This is a genomic window from Pseudomonas sp. JZ134 (assembly GCF_051027695.1).
Lineage (GTDB): Bacteria > Pseudomonadota > Gammaproteobacteria > Pseudomonadales > Pseudomonadaceae > Chryseomonas > Chryseomonas luteola.
Genome location: NZ_CP069250.1, coordinates 2,113,156 through 2,129,457 on the forward strand (window position 1 = coordinate 2,113,156; position 16,302 = coordinate 2,129,457).

At 57.9% G+C, this 16,302-nt stretch carries 14 protein-coding genes; 6 read left to right on the forward strand and 8 right to left on the reverse strand.

The annotated features are described in order from the left end of the window. Window positions 1-110: 110 nt before the first annotated feature. The 5 genes from kdgD (at window position 111) to JQR86_RS09850 (ending at window position 6,658) form a co-directional block, all read left to right on the forward strand. Entirely contained in the window at window positions 111-1,022 is a 912-nt protein-coding gene (gene kdgD, locus JQR86_RS09830) for a 5-dehydro-4-deoxyglucarate dehydratase (protein ID WP_312125173.1), read from the forward strand. Between the two features lie 129 nt (window positions 1,023-1,151). Beyond that, on the forward strand, window positions 1,152-2,495 hold the full coding sequence (locus JQR86_RS09835) for an MFS transporter (RefSeq protein WP_434153482.1): 1,344 nt from the start codon (window positions 1,152-1,154) through the stop codon (window positions 2,493-2,495). A 100-nt stretch (window positions 2,496-2,595) separates the two neighbouring features. Then, window positions 2,596-3,951, forward strand: a complete 1,356-nt coding sequence (gene gudD / locus JQR86_RS09840) for a glucarate dehydratase (protein WP_197870505.1) — start codon at window positions 2,596-2,598, stop codon at window positions 3,949-3,951. 252 nt (window positions 3,952-4,203) lie between these two features. Next, a complete protein-coding gene (locus JQR86_RS09845) occupies window positions 4,204-5,157 on the forward strand; it encodes a 2-hydroxyacid dehydrogenase (RefSeq protein WP_407363307.1) in 954 nt (317 codons plus the stop codon). A gap of 202 nt (window positions 5,158-5,359) precedes the next feature. Beyond that, entirely contained in the window at window positions 5,360-6,658 is a 1,299-nt protein-coding gene (locus JQR86_RS09850) for an Nramp family divalent metal transporter (RefSeq protein ID WP_122042600.1), read from the forward strand. A 140-nt stretch (window positions 6,659-6,798) separates the two neighbouring features. On the opposite strand, the gene JQR86_RS09855 is transcribed toward JQR86_RS09850, so the two are convergent. After that, complete coding sequence (locus JQR86_RS09855; protein WP_434154870.1) at window positions 6,799-7,407, reverse strand: DUF1826 domain-containing protein; 609 nt, start codon at window positions 7,405-7,407, stop codon at window positions 6,799-6,801. A 342-nt stretch (window positions 7,408-7,749) separates the two neighbouring features. On the opposite strand from JQR86_RS09855, the gene JQR86_RS09860 reads away from it, so the two are divergent. Further along, window positions 7,750-8,292: a tetratricopeptide repeat protein gene (locus JQR86_RS09860; protein ID WP_404627444.1), complete on the forward strand. Its 543-nt coding sequence runs from the start codon at window positions 7,750-7,752 to the stop codon at window positions 8,290-8,292. A gap of 38 nt (window positions 8,293-8,330) precedes the next feature. Here JQR86_RS09860 and JQR86_RS09865 read toward each other — a convergent pair whose 3' ends face one another. The 7 genes from JQR86_RS09865 to JQR86_RS09895 form a co-directional block, all read right to left on the reverse strand. Next, a complete protein-coding gene (locus tag JQR86_RS09865; protein WP_074826307.1) occupies window positions 8,331-9,104 on the reverse strand; it encodes an enoyl-CoA hydratase in 774 nt (257 codons plus the stop codon). A gap of 4 nt (window positions 9,105-9,108) precedes the next feature. Further along, window positions 9,109-10,242: an acyl-CoA dehydrogenase family protein gene (locus JQR86_RS09870; RefSeq protein ID WP_010798237.1), complete on the reverse strand. Its 1,134-nt coding sequence runs from the start codon at window positions 10,240-10,242 to the stop codon at window positions 9,109-9,111. Window positions 10,243-10,257: 15 nt separating this feature from the next. Further along, window positions 10,258-11,445: an acetyl-CoA C-acyltransferase gene (locus JQR86_RS09875; protein WP_434153483.1), complete on the reverse strand. Its 1,188-nt coding sequence runs from the start codon at window positions 11,443-11,445 to the stop codon at window positions 10,258-10,260. An 11-nt stretch (window positions 11,446-11,456) separates the two neighbouring features. Continuing rightward, the gene (locus JQR86_RS09880; RefSeq protein WP_150347448.1) at window positions 11,457-12,224 is read right to left on the reverse strand and encodes an SDR family NAD(P)-dependent oxidoreductase; all 768 of its coding nucleotides are present in this window, start codon (window positions 12,222-12,224) and stop codon (window positions 11,457-11,459) included. A gap of 10 nt (window positions 12,225-12,234) precedes the next feature. After that, window positions 12,235-13,893, reverse strand: a complete 1,659-nt coding sequence (locus JQR86_RS09885; protein WP_434136179.1) for an AMP-binding protein — start codon at window positions 13,891-13,893, stop codon at window positions 12,235-12,237. Between the two features lie 116 nt (window positions 13,894-14,009). Then, entirely contained in the window at window positions 14,010-14,963 is a 954-nt protein-coding gene (locus JQR86_RS09890) for an AraC family transcriptional regulator (protein WP_083397927.1), read from the reverse strand. Between the two features lie 84 nt (window positions 14,964-15,047). Next, the gene (locus tag JQR86_RS09895) at window positions 15,048-16,166 is read right to left on the reverse strand and encodes an enoyl-CoA hydratase/isomerase family protein (protein WP_434153484.1); all 1,119 of its coding nucleotides are present in this window, start codon (window positions 16,164-16,166) and stop codon (window positions 15,048-15,050) included. Between the last annotated feature and the right edge of the window lie 136 nt (window positions 16,167-16,302).

Genomic DNA, 16,302 nt, shown 5'->3' on the forward strand with positions numbered 1-16,302 from the left:
GCAATCAAAAAATAAGCAAAAGAGCATCATACCCACTTGTATGACGACTGATGAGAGGTTAGGCTAAATCCACAACAACAAACCTCATGGCTCTCAGCAGGGTGCAATACATGAATCCGCAAGAACTCAAGCACACCCTTTCATCCGGATTGCTGTCCTTTCCGGTAACCGATTTCGATGCGCAGGGCGACTTCCGCCGCGATACTTACATCAAGCGCCTGGAATGGCTGGCGCCCTATGGTGCCAGCGCTCTGTTTGCGGCTGGTGGCACCGGTGAGTTCTTCTCGCTGGACCAGAAGGAATACTCCGACATCATCAAAACGGCCGTGGACACCTGCAAGGGCATGGTCCCGATTCTGGCCGGTGCCGGTGGCCCGACCCGCGTAGCGATCCAGCAGGCTCAGGAAGCCGAGCGCCTAGGTGCCCAGGGCATCCTGCTGCTGCCGCACTACCTGACCGAAGCCAGCCCTGAAGGCGTAGCCGCGCATGTCGAGGCGGTGTGCAAGTCAGTCAAGTTTGGCGTGGTGGTGTACAACCGTAACGTCTGCCGTTTGAAGCCTGACCAGCTGGAAATGCTGGCCGAGCGCTGCCCCAACCTGATCGGCTTCAAGGATGGCATGGGCGATATCGAGCTGATGGTCTCCATCCGCCGTCGCCTGGGTGATCGCTTCACCTACCTGGGCGGTCTGCCGACCGCTGAAGTCTATGCCGCGGCCTACAAGGCGCTGGGTGTACCAGTGTACTCCTCGGCGGTGTTCAACTTTGTTCCCAAGACGGCCATGGACTTCTACAAAGCCATCGCTGCGGATGACCACGAGACCGTGGGCAAGCTGATCGATGACTTCTTCCTGCCGTACCTGGACATCCGTAACCGCTGCGCAGGCTATGCGGTAAGCATCGTCAAGGCCGGTGCGAAGATCGCAGGCTACGACGCCGGTCCGGTACGTGCACCGCTGACTGATCTCAAGCCTGACGAGTACGAGCGTCTGGCTGCGCTGATGGACAAACTCGGTCCGCAGTAAGCATTTGGGCCGGTTGCGTGCCCCTACGCAGCGTATTGCAACCGAGCCTGTTTTACAGCCAAGGGCGGCCCGCTCCGCCCTTTTTGACAATGCAGTACCCGCCACAACAATAAAAGTGGGAGAGCATTCATGAGCCACACCGTTCAATCGGCTGTATCAGCCGACGTTCTGGCGAGCGCAGTCGCCAAGGTCAAGCGACATGTCCTACCGCTGTTCATCATCATGTTCATCGTCAATTACATTGATCGCGTGAACATCGGGTTTGTCAAAAACCATCTTCAAACTGACCTGGGCATTGGTGTAGCCGCCTATGGTCTGGGCGCTGGTCTGTTCTTTGTCGGCTATGCGCTGTTTGAGGTCCCCTCCAACATCCTGCTGCAACGGGTTGGCGCACGCGCCTGGCTGACACGCATCATGGCCACCTGGGGCATCGTGGCTGCCATGATGGCCTTTATCCAGAACGAAACGCACTTTTATATCCTGCGCTTTCTGCTCGGTGTGGCCGAAGCGGGCTTCTTTCCGGGTGTCATCTACTACTTTACTCGCTGGCTACCCGGTGCCGAGCGCGGCAAGGCCATTGCGCTATTCCTTTCCGGATCGGCTATCGCCTCGATCATTTCCGGCCCGGTAACAGGCGCCCTGCTGCAAATCGAGGGGCTGGGCCTGCACGGTTGGCAATGGATGTTTTTGATCGAGGGGCTTTTCTCCGTTGCGCTGTGCGGCTTTGTCTGGTTTTGGCTGGACTCACTGCCCCATGATGCCAAATGGCTAAAGCGCGAAGAGCAGGATGCTCTGGTATCAACCATTGAGGATGAGCAACGTCAGCGGGAACAGGCACAGACGGTTAAACCGACTCTGATGCAACTGCTCAAAGACTCCCAGATCATGCTGTTCTGCGTGATTTACTTTGCCATCCAGCTGACCATCTATGCCGCCACGTTCTGGTTGCCCAGCATCATCAAGAAAATGGGCAACATCAGCGACTTTGAGGTCGGGTTGTTCAACTCCGTACCCTGGCTGATCTCCATTGTGGCCATGTATGCCTTCGCCTCGCTTTCGGCACGCTGGAAATTCCAGCAGGCCTGGGTTGCCGTTGCCCTCCTGGTAGCGGCGGCAGGCATGTTCATGTCGACCACAGGCGGCCCCATCTTTGCCTACGTTGCCATCTGCTTCGCCGCCATCGGCTTCAAGTCCGCATCCTCATGCTTCTGGCCGATTCCCCAGGCGTACCTGGATGCTCGCATCGCAGCAGCCGTATTGGCCCTCATCAACTCGCTGGGCAACCTGGGTGGCTTCGTTGCACCGACTGTCTTCGGCATCCTTGAAGAGCGGACCGGTTCAATCCAGGGCGGCCTTTATGGCTTGGCAGCTACGTCCATCCTGGCGGCCATCGTGGTGTTCTTTGCCCGGACTAAGCCCAAAGGACAGAAACCAGACGCCGGCAGCACAGGCCTGGAACTCAAGCCCGTTTAACTCCCACTACGCCCGGCTTTACCGCTGGGCGTTACCTAAACAAGCGTACCGGCAGTACTCCACTGCCTGCCACAAGAATAAAGCGTGAAGAGGAATAGGTATGAACGTACAGGTCACTCATGAGGCTCTCACACAAGCGCCCGTCATCACCGACATGCAGGTCGTTCCGGTTGCAGGACACGATGGCATGCTGCTCAACCTCAGCGGCGCACACGGTCCGTTCTTTACTCGCAATATCGTTATCCTGAAAGACAATGCAGGTCATGTTGGCGTGGGTGAGGTACCCGGCGGCGAAAAGATCCGGCAGACCCTTGAAGATGCTCGTGCACTCATCGTTGGACAGACCATTGGTACCTACAACAACATCCTTAATCAGATGCGCCGTACGTTCGCGGATCGTGATGCTGCCGGTCGAGGCCTACAGACATTTGACCTGCGCATCACCATTCATGCCGTAACAGCTGTAGAAGCCGCCCTATTGGACCTGCTCGGTCAGCACCTGGGCGTTCCGGTTGCCGCCCTGCTGGGCGAAGGTCAGCAGCGCGACGCTGTAGAAATGCTGGGTTATTTGTTCTACGTAGGCGACCGCAACAAGACTAATCTTCCCTACCGCAGCGAGCCAGAGGCCGACAATGACTGGTTCCGTGTGCGCCATGAGGAAGCCCTGACCCCGGAAGCTGTGGTGCGCCTGGCCGAAGCAGCCCATGCCCGCTACGGCTTCAACGACTTCAAACTCAAGGGCGGCGTGCTGCGCGGCGAAGAAGAAATGGAAGCGGTGACGGCTCTGGCTGAACGTTTCCCCGAAGCGCGGATCACGCTGGACCCGAACGGTGCCTGGTCACTCAAGGAGGCGATCGCTCTTTGCCGTGACAAGCATGACGTACTGGCCTATGCCGAAGACCCCTGTGGAGCTGAGGATGGCTACTCCGGCCGTGAGGTGATGGCTGAGTTCCGTCGCGCCACAGGCCTTCCGACTGCTACCAACATGATTGCGACCGACTGGCGTCAGATGGGTCATGCTATCCAGCTGCAGTCCGTAGATATCCCGCTGGCCGACCCGCATTTCTGGACGATGCAAGGTTCAGTTCGTGTTGCGCAAATGTGCAATGACTGGGGCCTGACCTGGGGTTCGCACTCCAACAATCACTTTGATATTTCCCTGGCCATGTTCACCCACGTCGCTGCGGCCGCGCCAGGAAAAATCACAGCCATCGATACACACTGGATCTGGCAGGACGGTCAGCGCCTGACCAAGGAGCCTTTCCAGATCAAGGGCGGTCTGGTCGCTGTTCCGCAAAAGCCGGGACTGGGCGTCGAGATCGACATGGATCAGGTTGCCAAGGCCCACGAGCTGTACAAAGGCATGGGACTGGGCGCACGGGATGATGCTGTCGCCATGCAGTTCCTCGTGCCGAACTGGACATTCAATAACAAGCGTCCTTGCATGGTGCGTTAATTAAATACGCTACGCTATACCTGGGCGTGAGAAGTCACGTCCAGGCCCGTTATAACAACAACTTTCGGGGCGCATTCATGAATTCGAACTTCTACTCTAGTGGCTCCGTTTCATTTGCCGGACCGGCATGCAATGCAGTGCATTGTCTTCACAATTGCTTAAACGGTTCTTATTTTCTCTGCTAACACGATAAGGCCGTACCCGCTGCGAGCGAACGCAGCGTATCGCACTGGCTTCTTCCTGGAGAACATCATGAGCGAGACCACGACTCAAGCGCCTAACCTGTTATTGATCGGCCCTCTGTTGCCGGCCTTGCAACAAGAAATCGAATCCAGCTACACCACCCATAAGCTTTGGGAGGCAGAGGACCGGCAAGCCTTCTTAAATACCCATAGCAACGCCATTGACGGTATCGTTACTAGCGGAATTCATGGCTGCAAAGGCGAGGTAATACGGGCGCTTCCCAACCTGAAAGTTATCGTTAGTTTCGGCGTGGGTTATGACGCAATCGACATCGCCACTGCACGAGACCGAGGGGTAGCCGTCAGCAATACACCAGGCGTACTGGACGACTGCGTGGCCGACACTGCATTTGCCCTGCTGATCGACGTAGCTCGCGGTATCAGCGCGGCAGACCGCTTCGTTCGCAATGGCCGCTGGCTCAAGGAAAAGTTTCCCCTGGGACGCAAGCTCGGCGGCAAGACCTGCGGTATTGTGGGGTTGGGCAACATTGGCAAAGCCATAGCCAAGCGGGTTTCCGCCTTTGACATGAATGTTGCTTATTATGGTCGCCATCAACAAGCAGATGTGCCCTACCGCTACGAGCCGGACCTGAAGGCGCTGGCCAGCCAGTCCGACTTTCTGGTGCTGGCGGTCCCCGGTGGTAACGCGACCCATCACCTTATCGGTACAGACGTACTACAGGCATTGGGCAAGGATGGCTTCCTGATCAACATTGCCCGTGGTTCGGTGGTAGATGAAGCCGCGCTAGTGAGTGCACTGCAACAAGGCGTTATTGCAGGCGCCGGGCTTGATGTATTCGCCCATGAACCCGAAGTGCCTCAGCCATTGCTGGAAATGGATAACGTTGTCCTGACACCCCATCTGGGCAGCGGGACACATGAGACACGTCAGGCCATGGCCGATCTTGTGCTTGAAAATCTCAATCTGTATTTCACGAGCGGAAAACTCAAGACCCCCGTGTAATCCACCAAGCCTCCAACGGTTTCACCGGAGGCTTAACGTTCCCTTCTCAACAGGAGACACGACCACCTTCAGATCGCTTACATACCAACGAGGCGGGCTTGTCCGAACCCCGTTCCATGGCCTGCAGTAGGTCTGCCGACATTGGACTGCAAAACGCTCTTGATAGTGACAAGAACAATCAACCTATTCAGAGAGTTACGTCATGGCACATACCGAATCGGTTTCCAAAAAGGCAGTCAGTACTTCCCGTTATTCTCTTTCCAACCTCGCCAAGGTGCTCGGCCCTGGCATTATCGCAGTGCTCTCCTGGCTAGGCGCGGGCGACCTGATCACCTCATCGGTCGCCGGCTCGAATTATGGCTATGCCATGATGTGGGTATTGGCCGTATCCCTTTTGCTCCGCTTCTTGATCGTCAACATCATTGCCCGCTTCCAGCTGTGCAACAACCAGGGCATGAGCATTCTGCAAGGCTATGCCCAATTGCATCCGCTCTTCGCCTACTTCATGTTTGGCTATGCGCTGATCATGGCGCACCTGACCAATGCCTACATGATCAAGGGGGCCGGCGAGGCGCTTTCGACATTGCTGCACATTAACCAGCCCTTATTGTGCTCGGTGGCGGTCGTGCTGGCCGTGTGGATGCTGGTGGGGCGAAACTTCTATGCGATGATCGAAGGCGTCATGAAGTTGCTACTGGCTATCATGACACTGGCCTTCCTGACCCTGGCGATCATGGCTACGCCGGATATGGGCGGCATCTTGCGTGGAACCATCGGTTTCAGCATACCGGCCGATGAAGGCGTTCACGGTGCGCTGCTGGTGGCGGTATCTGTCATCGGTGCCGTGGCGGGTTCGTTTTCCAATTTCGTTCACCCCTATGTGATGAAGGAAAAAGGCTGGACAGGGCCTGAGCACAAACGCATCCAGCGTAACGACCTTCTGTTTGCGGTGATTGTCGGCATCATTATCAACCTGGCCATCTGGGTCGTAGGCGCAGAGATCCTTCGACCCAACGGTATTCAGGTCAATACGCTGGATGATCTGGGCGCTGCGCTGGAGCTGTATTTTGGCCAAGGGGGATGGCTGATCTTCTTTGTGGGCGTGTTTGCAACGCTGTTTGCCAGCATTTCAGGCAAGACAACCGCCCTGCCCATGTTGATTACCGATGCTTTCCAGTACATCCGCCCCGGTCGCCGTGAGCGCTACGGCAAGGTCCTGCACCATGATCCGATGCATAAGTGGTTCATGCTGTTTATCCTGGTTACGCCATTGGTGTGGTCGCTTCCGGGAATGCCTAACTTCGTTACCCTGACGATCGCAGTCAATGCCTTGAACATCATTGGCTTGCCGGTGATCTCCCTTGGACTGCTGATCATGTCCAACCAGAAATCACTATTGGGTAAATACCGGAACAACTGGTTCGAGAACATCGCGCTGGGGTTCGCGACGGCTTTGGCCGTATGGATTGCGTTCCAACTGGGTATCAATCTGTTCAGCTGATCCACATGGCCTGAGGGTTTCGTCCCTCAGGCCTTCCTCGAAGTCAACCGTTCCAACCAGACACCGGCTCTTTCTTCCATATCTAATCAATACAACGTAGGTTTTAATGAGTGACAGGCTTTTGGTTTATGTAGACCTCCCTAAGCCAGCCAGTCCAGTGACAGAAACAGGCGCTTCTCGCCCGCCGCCAAGGCAGGCGAACAATGCACGATGCCTGCCCCTTCGTTGCCCTCCCACTTGTCACCCTTGAGCAGCGCCACTGCACCTGGCGCGAGTTGATGGGCTTCGTCCAGAGAGATAGTGGTCAGCTGGCTTTTGCCTGACCAGAGACTGCCCGGCCCGGAATAGGTCGTCACCAGCCGAAGCGGCACGTGGTCAACGTGAAAGCGTGGGCACATTGCCTTGTCCAGCAAGCGCAAACGCACCCCGACTCGGCGGGCATTGAGCAAATAGGCGAAGGCTTTGACCAGCCAGGCGACGTCTGCAACAAACCCTTCGTGGCCCTCCAGATCCTTATGGATGCTGGCCAGCTGACTTAGATTGGACTCGGCCTCTGGGTCCTCCAGTTGCACTACCAGAGACTGGGCAAATGGCTCGGCCACGCCGGTCAACATCCGGGCGAACTGTTCAATGTGCAAAGGCAGGCAGCGGTTCCAGATGGCGAGATTGACACCCTCATGGAGCACATCAGCCAAAACGGCAGGGGTATCGCCTGCTACCTGCCGGGGTGTAACGCTAGGTTCTGCCATGTTCATCAGACTCACTTTTTAAAGCGTCAGGCACAGGCTTGCTTCCCCACCTAACAAACAAGAGGCCAGTATGTTGGGTGTAAATGCGTATTGACACAGCACGGGCAGGACCTGCCGGATATGGACTCAAACACAAGATATTCGATTAAGTTATAACATAACTTAACATAAGTTAGCTTTTAAGAATGCCTTCTCTATCCTGTGATCACCTTTGATATCTCTCGGATAGTAGTCATGTGCGCCAAGACAATGTTCTTGAAGCGATGCGTCGCGGCGTGTTGAATCTTTCGTTTATGTACAAGCCTAAGGGCCAGACCCGGACGTTATTATCAAGGAGAACGAATGCTCATTAGAAAACTGGCAGGTCCACTGCTTGGCCTTATGCTGTTGAGTGGCTGCGCCCATCAAGAAGCGGATACGCCAGAAACAACCGACCAACCCACCCAAGGCGCGGCTGCCAGCCCGACCACTCAGGCGCCCATGGATTTCAATACCGCCAAAGCGATGGCTGAGCGTGGCGATATCGACGCGCAGATCCAACTGGGCAGCTTCTATTTCATGGGCAAGCCAACCAAGGATTTGAGACAGGCCGAGCGCTGGTGGAAGCTGGCCGCTGACCGCGGTCATCCCGAGGCAGCCGTGAACCTGGCATTTCTGTATTCAGGACAAGCTGATCCGGCCCTGGCCAACGAGGCCGATATGATCAGATACCTTAATCAGTCGGCAGCCGGTGGCAATCCCATGGCTCAGCACATGCTGGGTAACTTTTATATGGAAGGCATGCATGGCCTGCCCAAGGACACCTTTCAGGCCAAGCAGCTCTACAAGAGCGCCTGTGACAAGAAGTTCGAGAACAGCTGCCAGCGGCTGTCTACGCTTCCCTGAAACAATGGCTGGGTCCTCCATCAGACCCAGCCTCGGTATTACTGGTGCTTAAAGTTTGCGTCCCGCTTTTCAACAAAGGCCTTCATGCCCTCTTTCTGATCCGCCGTGGCGAAGACGGCATGGAAAATACGCCGTTCGAACCGCACACCTTCACTCAGGCTCGTTTCAAAGACCCGGTTGATGCTCTCCTTGGCCATCAGCGTTGCCGTCAACGACTTGTTGGCGATCTCATGAGCAACCTTCAGGGTTTCGCTCACAAGGCTGTCCACAGGAAAAATACGGGCTACCAACCCTGCCCGTTCAGCTTCTGGCGCCTCCATCATGCGGCCGGTCAGGCACATTTCCATGGCCTTGGCCTTGCCCAGCGCCCGCGTCAGCCGCTGAGTACCTCCCATGCCCGGCAAGACGCCAAGCTTGATTTCCGGCAGGCCAAACTTGGCATTGTCCGCGGCGTAGATGAAGTCGCATAGCAACGCCAGTTCACACCCACCTCCCAGGGCGTATCCGGCTACGGCTGCAATCATCGGCTTGCGCCGGCTGGCGACACGATCCACAGCAGAGAAAAAATCATCCAGATAAATGTCAGGAAAGGTCAGGTCGGCCATTTCCTTGATATCCGCACCTGCCGCAAAGGCCTTGGACGATCCGGTCAGCACGATGCAGCCAATGGTGCTGTCCCGCTCCAGCCCGTCCAACGCCTGATTGAGCTCGTCGATCAATTGCGTGTTTAGGGCATTCAGGGCCTGAGGACGGTTGAGCGTGATCAGCGCTACACGCTCCTGTATTTCGATCACCAGGGTTTCATAGGACATGAAGTTACTCTCCTAGATGGCGGGCAATGACAAGCCGCTGAATATCACTGGTGCCCTCGTAAATCTGGCAGATCCGGGCGTCGCGATAGATGCGCTCCAGCGGATAGTCGTTGAGGTAGCCATAGCCACCCAGGGTTTGCAAGGCAGCGGAGCAGACGCGCTCCGTCATCTCGGAGGCAAACAGCTTGGCCATGGAGGCCTCGACCAATGCAGGCCTACCGGCATCCCTGAGCGCGGCGGCATGCAGCACCATCTGCCGAGCCACGGCGATTTCGGTTGCCATGTCCGCCAGGCGGAAAGACACAGCCTGATGCTCGACGATAGGCTTGCCAAAGGTCTGCCGGTCACGGGCGTAGTCGCGTGCATATTCGAATGCCGCGCGTGCCATGCCCACTGCTTGCGCTGCAATACCGATGCGTCCGCCCTCAAGGTTGGCCAGGGCGATCTTGTAGCCTTGCCCTTCCTCGCCCAGCCGATAAGCCGCCGGGATACGCACGTTATCCAGTTGGATCTGACAGGTGTCGGAGGCATGAATGCCCAATTTGTGCTCTACACGAACGACCGAATAGCCGGGTGTTGAGGTTGGCACCAGAAAGGCGGTGATGCCTCGTTTACCAGCGGATGGATCCGTCACGGCAAAGACAATCACAACGCCTGCATTACTGCCGGAGGTAATGAACTGCTTGGCCCCGTTGATTACGTACTCATCACCTTCCCGCCGTGCCTTGGTCCGTAGATCACTGGCGTCCGAGCCGGCCTGGGGTTCGGTGAGTGCAAAGGCACCAATCATTTCACCCGTAGCCAGCGGTATCAGAAACTGGGTTTTCTGCTCATCGGTGCCGAAGTGATGAATCGGGACGCAGCCTACCGAATTATGCACGCTCATGATGGTAGAACAGGCCCCATCACCGGCGGCAATTTCCTCAAGGGCCAGTGCATAGGCAACATAACCTGTCTCGCAGCCGCCCCAGGTATCAGGCACCAGCATGCCCATGAAACCCAGCTCAGCCATCTCCCGTAACGCTTCTCGAGGAAAGGTATGCTCGCGGTCCCATTCTGCCGAGAACGGACGCAGCCGCTCCTGAGCAAACTGACGGGCCATGTCGGCAATGCTTTGTTGTTCTTCGGTAATCAGCATGATCTTGTCCTCACATCAATACAGGCATTCCACGGCCATCGCGGTTGCCTCGCCGCCGCCAATGCAAATGGCCGCTACGCCTCGGCGCAGCCCATGACGGCGCAAGGCCGAAATCAGGGTCACCAGAATCCGGGCACCTGAAGCGCCAATAGGATGGCCCAATGCACAGGCACCGCCATGAACGTTGACCTTTTCATGGGGAAGCCCAAGCTCGCGCATGGTGACCATGGCAACTACAGCAAATGCTTCATTGATTTCGAACAGATCCACGTCGTTCAGCGACCAGCCTGTCCGCTTCATGAGCTTCTGGATGGCGCCAATGGGCGCCGTGGGAAACAGATGCGGTGCATCGGCGAAGGCTGCATGTCCGTGGATAGCGGCCAATGGTGTCAGCCCCTGCCGCTCGGCCTCGGAGCGGCGCATCAGTACCAGCGCCGCCGCACCATCGGAAATCGAACTGGAATTGGCAGCCGTTACCGTACCGTCCTGACGGAACGCAGGCTTTAATTCGGGAATCTTGTCGAGCCGGGCCTTGGGCGGCTGCTCATCATCGCGGATAAGGCGTTCTTCCTTACGGGTCTTGACACTAACCGGCACGATCTCGGCCGCAAAGGCACCCTCCTCGATGGCCTTGCGCGCCCGGGTCAGAGAGGCCATCGCATACTCATCCTGGGCAGCACGGCTGACCTCATGCTGCTGGGCACAGTCTTCGGCAAAAGTCCCCATGAGGCGACCCTTGTCATAGGCATCCTCCAGCCCATCCAGGAACATATGATCCAGTACGCGCCCATGGCCCATGCGATAGCCGGCGCGGGCACGATCCAACAGATACGGTGCGTTGGACATGCTTTCCATGCCCCCGGCAATGACAACGTTGGCACTGCCAGCCCGCAGCAGGTCATGGCCAAGAATGGCAGCCTGCATGCCGGAGCCACACATTTTGTTGAGCGTAGTGCAGGGTGTGTGTTGGGTAAGGCCTGCACCCAGTGCAGCCTGCCGTGCCGGTGCCTGCCCCAGGCCGGCGGGAAGCACACAGCCCATGAGCACCTCATCTACTGCCTCAACGCTGATGCCGCTACGCTCGATAACCGCGCCGATGGCCTGGGCGCCCAGCTCCGTTGCGCTCAGCCCTTGCAGATCGCCCTGGAAACCGCCCATGGGGGTGCGGGCAAGACTGACGATAACGATGGGATCGTGATTCATGATGATCTCTCTTATTTGGCTGCCATGCGCAAGGCGCCGTCGAGACGAATCACCTCGCCGTTGAGCATGCTGTTTTCAATGATGTGCCTGACCAGGGCTGCATATTCCTCGGGCCTACCAAGACGCGGCGGGAACGGCACGCCTGCAGCAAGGGATTCGCGCACGGCCTCTGTCATGCCTGCCATCATGGGGGTCTCGAAGATACCTGGGGCGATGGTCATGACGCGTATCCCGTAACGTGCCAACTCCCGGGCAGCCGGTAGCGTCATGCTGGCGACGCCGCCTTTCGAGGCTGCATAGGCTACTTGCCCGATTTGCCCGTCAAAGGCTGCAATGGAAGCGGTGTTGATGATGACGCCACGTTCGCCACTGGCCTCAGCCTCGCCCTGCGTCATAGCTTCGGCGGCCAGACGCAGCATGTTGAAACTGCCAATGAGATTGATGCCGACGATTCGGCTGAAGCTGTCCAAACCATGAACACCGCTTTTTCCCAGTACCTTTTCACCCCCTACGACACCTGCGCAATTGACCAGCCCATGAACGGCGCCAAAAGCCTCCATCGTGGCGGCTACGGCTGAACGCGCCTGAGCTTCGTCGGTGACATTGGTCACGGCGCAGCGTGCCCGTGGGCCAAGTACCTCGACCTTCGCCTCGACACTGGGCGCATGCATATCCACCAGCATAACGTTGGCTCCAGCCTCCACCAGCATGGTCGCGGTAGCAGCCCCCAGGCCCGAGCCCGCACCGGTCACAAGGAACGTTTTGTTTTCAATCTGCATACAGCACTCCTTAGGCGGCAGATGCCGGGGTAGCCTGGGCCTTCGCAATCTCCTGGTTACGCAGGATGAATCGCTGGACCTTGCCACTTGGGGTTTTGGGAAGCTCCGCCACAAACTCGATTTCCCGCGGATAGGCATGGGCGGCCAGGCGTTTGCGTACGTACTGACGCAGCTCTTCGGCAAGCTCTGGGGTATCACAGTACCGGCTATGAATGACGACGAATGCCTTGATGATTTCGGTACGCTCTGGATCAGGCTTGCCCACTACGGCCGCCTCGATCACGGCCGGATGCTCGATCAAGGCACTTTCCACATCGAACGGTCCTACACGATAGCCCGACGTTGTGATCACATCATCGGATCGCCCTACAAAGCTAATACTGCCGTCATCGTTCAGCTCGACCGTATCGCCGCTAAGGTAGTAAGGGCCGACGAAGGACTTGGTAGGCAGCCCCAGATAACCACCAAACCAGCACATGGGCGACTGTGAGAGATCTACTGCCAGGATACCGGGCTGGCCAGGGGGCAACTCCTGCGCCTGGTCATCCACTACCACGACTCGGTGTCCAGGACTGGCAAAGCCTGCCGAGCCGGGCCGCACCGGATGCTCCAGTGCGTGGTGATTACACAACACCATGCCCAGCTCGGTCTGCCCGTAATGGTCATGGATGGTTGTGCCCAGGTTCTGTGCGAACCAGCGGATTACCTCCGGGTTGAGCGGCTCTCCTGCACTGCTGACCGCTCGCAACCGCCCCTTGAGGCAGTCGATTACGCTGTCACCACCAGCGATCAGCATCCGGTAAGCAGTAGGCGAACCGGCCAGGTTGGTAATGCCATATTTGCGGATGATGCGACAGGTGCTCTCCACCGAGAAGGGACCATCATAAAACGTAGTGGGATGTCCCAGCGCCAGAGGGCCTGTCACGGCGTAGTACAGTCCATAGGCCCAGCCGGGATCAGCCACATTCCAGAAGGCATCTTCCGGACGCAGATCGATGGCATCGCTCATGTAACCCATGAACGCAGCGATGGCCTTGAGCGGAACGGCCAGTGGCTTGGCAGGGCCTGTGGTGCCCGAAGTAAACATGAGCAGGAAAGGATCATCCCCTGCACGCATGACCGGCTCGAAATGGGTAGGATGCTTTTCCAGTTCGCTCCAAAAACTGAAGTCGCCCCGCTCAATGCCCAGACCGCGTCGGCCACCCAGCGTAACAATGGTGGGGCAATGATCGACGTCGCTCAGCTTGCCTCGGTTGGCCCCATCGGTCACGACCAGTTTCGCCTCTGATGTCGTAAGTCGATGCTCGATGGCCTTGGGGCCAAACGCTGTGAACACGGGTTGATAGACCGCACCGGCCCGCCACGTGCCAAGGATCGTCACAAGAAGCTCTGGCGTACGCGGCAGCAGGCCCGCCACACGATCACCCGGACCTATCCCCTGGGCCACTAAAAAATGGGCGAACTGGGCCGCGCGCTGCATGAGGTCGATAAACGTCCAGGTTTCGCTGCTGCCGTCGCGGCCCTCCCAGAACAGGGCGATACGGCCCGGCAGGGCGTGGCGGTCGCAGCATTCGATACAGGCGTTGAGCGACTCGAGCGTCCCGCTCAGTCGGCTGGCAACAACAGAAGGGAAATCAAAGCTGGAATAGGCAGCCTGATAGTCCTGCATGATCAGTTCCTCGGCTTGTTGTTATTGGAACGTCAGGAGCGTCTTTTTTGACTGTATCGCGCCAGCGCTGGCTTGCAATGGTCAAACCCTTCAATCTGGCTGAGCGGTTTGGACAATCAGGCAGAGTCGACCTGGGCGAGAATCAGGTTGCGGTAGTGACCAGGGTTGGTTCCGGTCCATTTACGAAAGGCCTTGTAGAAGGCGCTGATATCAGCGAAGCCAAGCTGAGTAGCAATGTCCGAATAGGTCATCGAGGGATCGGCCAGCCAGTCGATCGCCTGTTCCTTGCGTACGGTGTCCTTGATCGCCTGGTAGGACTGCGCCTGCTCTGCCAGACGCCGCCGCAGGGTTGCAGGCGACATGCACAGGGTGTACGCCAGGGCTTCACTGGTAGGCCACTGCTCGCCCGGCAGTTGCCGCAACTGCAATTTGATCCGACTCGCCAAACTGTCCGAATCGCGGTATTTCTCCAGGATGTTGCAGGGTGCCTCAGCCAGAAAGCGCTGCAGGTCCGCCTCGCTGCGTCTCACTGGTACATCCAGTACCTCGGCAGCAAAGATGATCCGTGTCCGGCTCTGGTTGAAACGCAGGTTATCCGAAAACATGACCTTGTAATCGGCCGTAAAGGCGGGCTCGGGGCAGCGCAGCTCGATTGCCAGGATCGGGATCCGGCGGCCAGCCAGCCAGCAGGCTACGCCGTGAACGATCATCCAGTAGGTGAAATACGCGAAGGCTCGATTGGGCGCCCCGGCGGGCTCTCGCAATATAATTTCCGCCAGGCTCTGGCTGCGGACCAGCTCACCACGAAGGCGCTCGAAGGTAAGCCCGAGAAAAGCCAGCCCATGGATCAACGCTGCACCTACCGTAGGTTGGGACAGGCAGGCCCGGCAGAGAAACTCGAAACTACCGGACCGCATGCCACGCGGATCCATGCCAAAAAACTCATCATCAAAGCGCCGGGCCAGACGCCGCCAGATGCGCCCGTAAAAGGGGACGGGCACCCGGCCGCCCGGCTCCGCCAGACAGTCTGGTGCCAGCCCGATGTCGCACAATAATTCCGCATGGCTCATTCCCCGCGCAGCAAAGGCCTGTAGCGCCTCCTCCACCAGATAGGTCGAGATGGTGCCCTTGGGAACGGCACGGCTGACCACTGATCAGTCCTTCAGGGCGCGCAGCGGATGCTCATGGGCCGCAAAGGCAGGCTCGAAAAAGACATCCAGCCAAGCCGGGTCGTCCGTTGCGAGTGGATCCGTATGCCATTTCGGCTGGCGGTCCTTGTCGATCAGCAGGGCGCGTATCCCCTCCTGCAGCTCACCGAGCTGAGTGCAGCGCACCGACAGGTCCAACTCACTGCGCAGCGCCTCGGCCAGCGACCAGCGTTTGCTGCGCCTGAGCTGACGCAGCGTGATGGCCGCCGAAGTCGGTGAGCCCTGGGCCAATGTCTTGGCCGCCTTGGTTAGCCAGGGATTATCGCCGCTGTAGGCCTTGATTTCAGCAAGTACGGTTTTGTCATCATCGAAATCCGTCAGGGCCTGAAGGGTATCGAAGAGCGGTTGCACATTTGGCTCAGGCATCACGGCCATGCTTGCTTGCTCATGCTGGCGCAGCACCTGTGCAACCGAGGCATGGCCGAGCATCCTATCGGGCATGGCCTGCAAATCGGCAATGACCTGTTCACGCCGCTCCGCTGCAATGCAGCGATCCGCCAGCCCGACGAAAACCGCATCGCGCGCCGTAAGCTGTGCGCCGGTAACGCCCAGGAACAGCCCGCAACGGCCCGGCATGCGGTTGAGAAACCAGCTCGCCCCTACATCGGGATATAACCCGATGCTGACCTCAGGCATGGCAACACGGGTGCTCTCGCATACTACGCGATGAGAGGCACCGGCGAGCAACCCAAGCCCTCCTCCCATGACGTAACCCGCCCCCCAGGCAATAAGCGGCTTGGGGTAATGATGGATGAAGTGATCGAGCCGGTATTCCAGCGCAAAGTACTCACCGGTGGCCTTGCCCGGCCCAGCTTCTCCTTCCCGCATGGCCTTGTAGAGCGCGACGATATCGCCTCCCGCGCAAAAGGCCTTTTCACCAGCTCCCTCCAGCCAGACCGCGTCAATGTCGTCCTGCTCCGCCCAGTGCCTGAGCTGTTCTTGCAGCTGGACGGCCATGTTGAAGGATAGGGCGTTCAGGCTGCTTGGTGCGTCTAGCGTCACGCGTCCGAGCCGCTTGCCGGAGGCCAGTGGCAGTTCCGTTACCTGGATGCAGCGCTCACTCATGTAGGTGCTCTCGTCTTGTTCTTATCGGTCGCCCTGTCTGCCAGGAGCGACGGGGCCATGAGAAATGCCCTATCAGATAAGCACATTCCACCCAAGGGAGACAATTAATCCTAACGGTGATAAGAAGTTAGCCGCT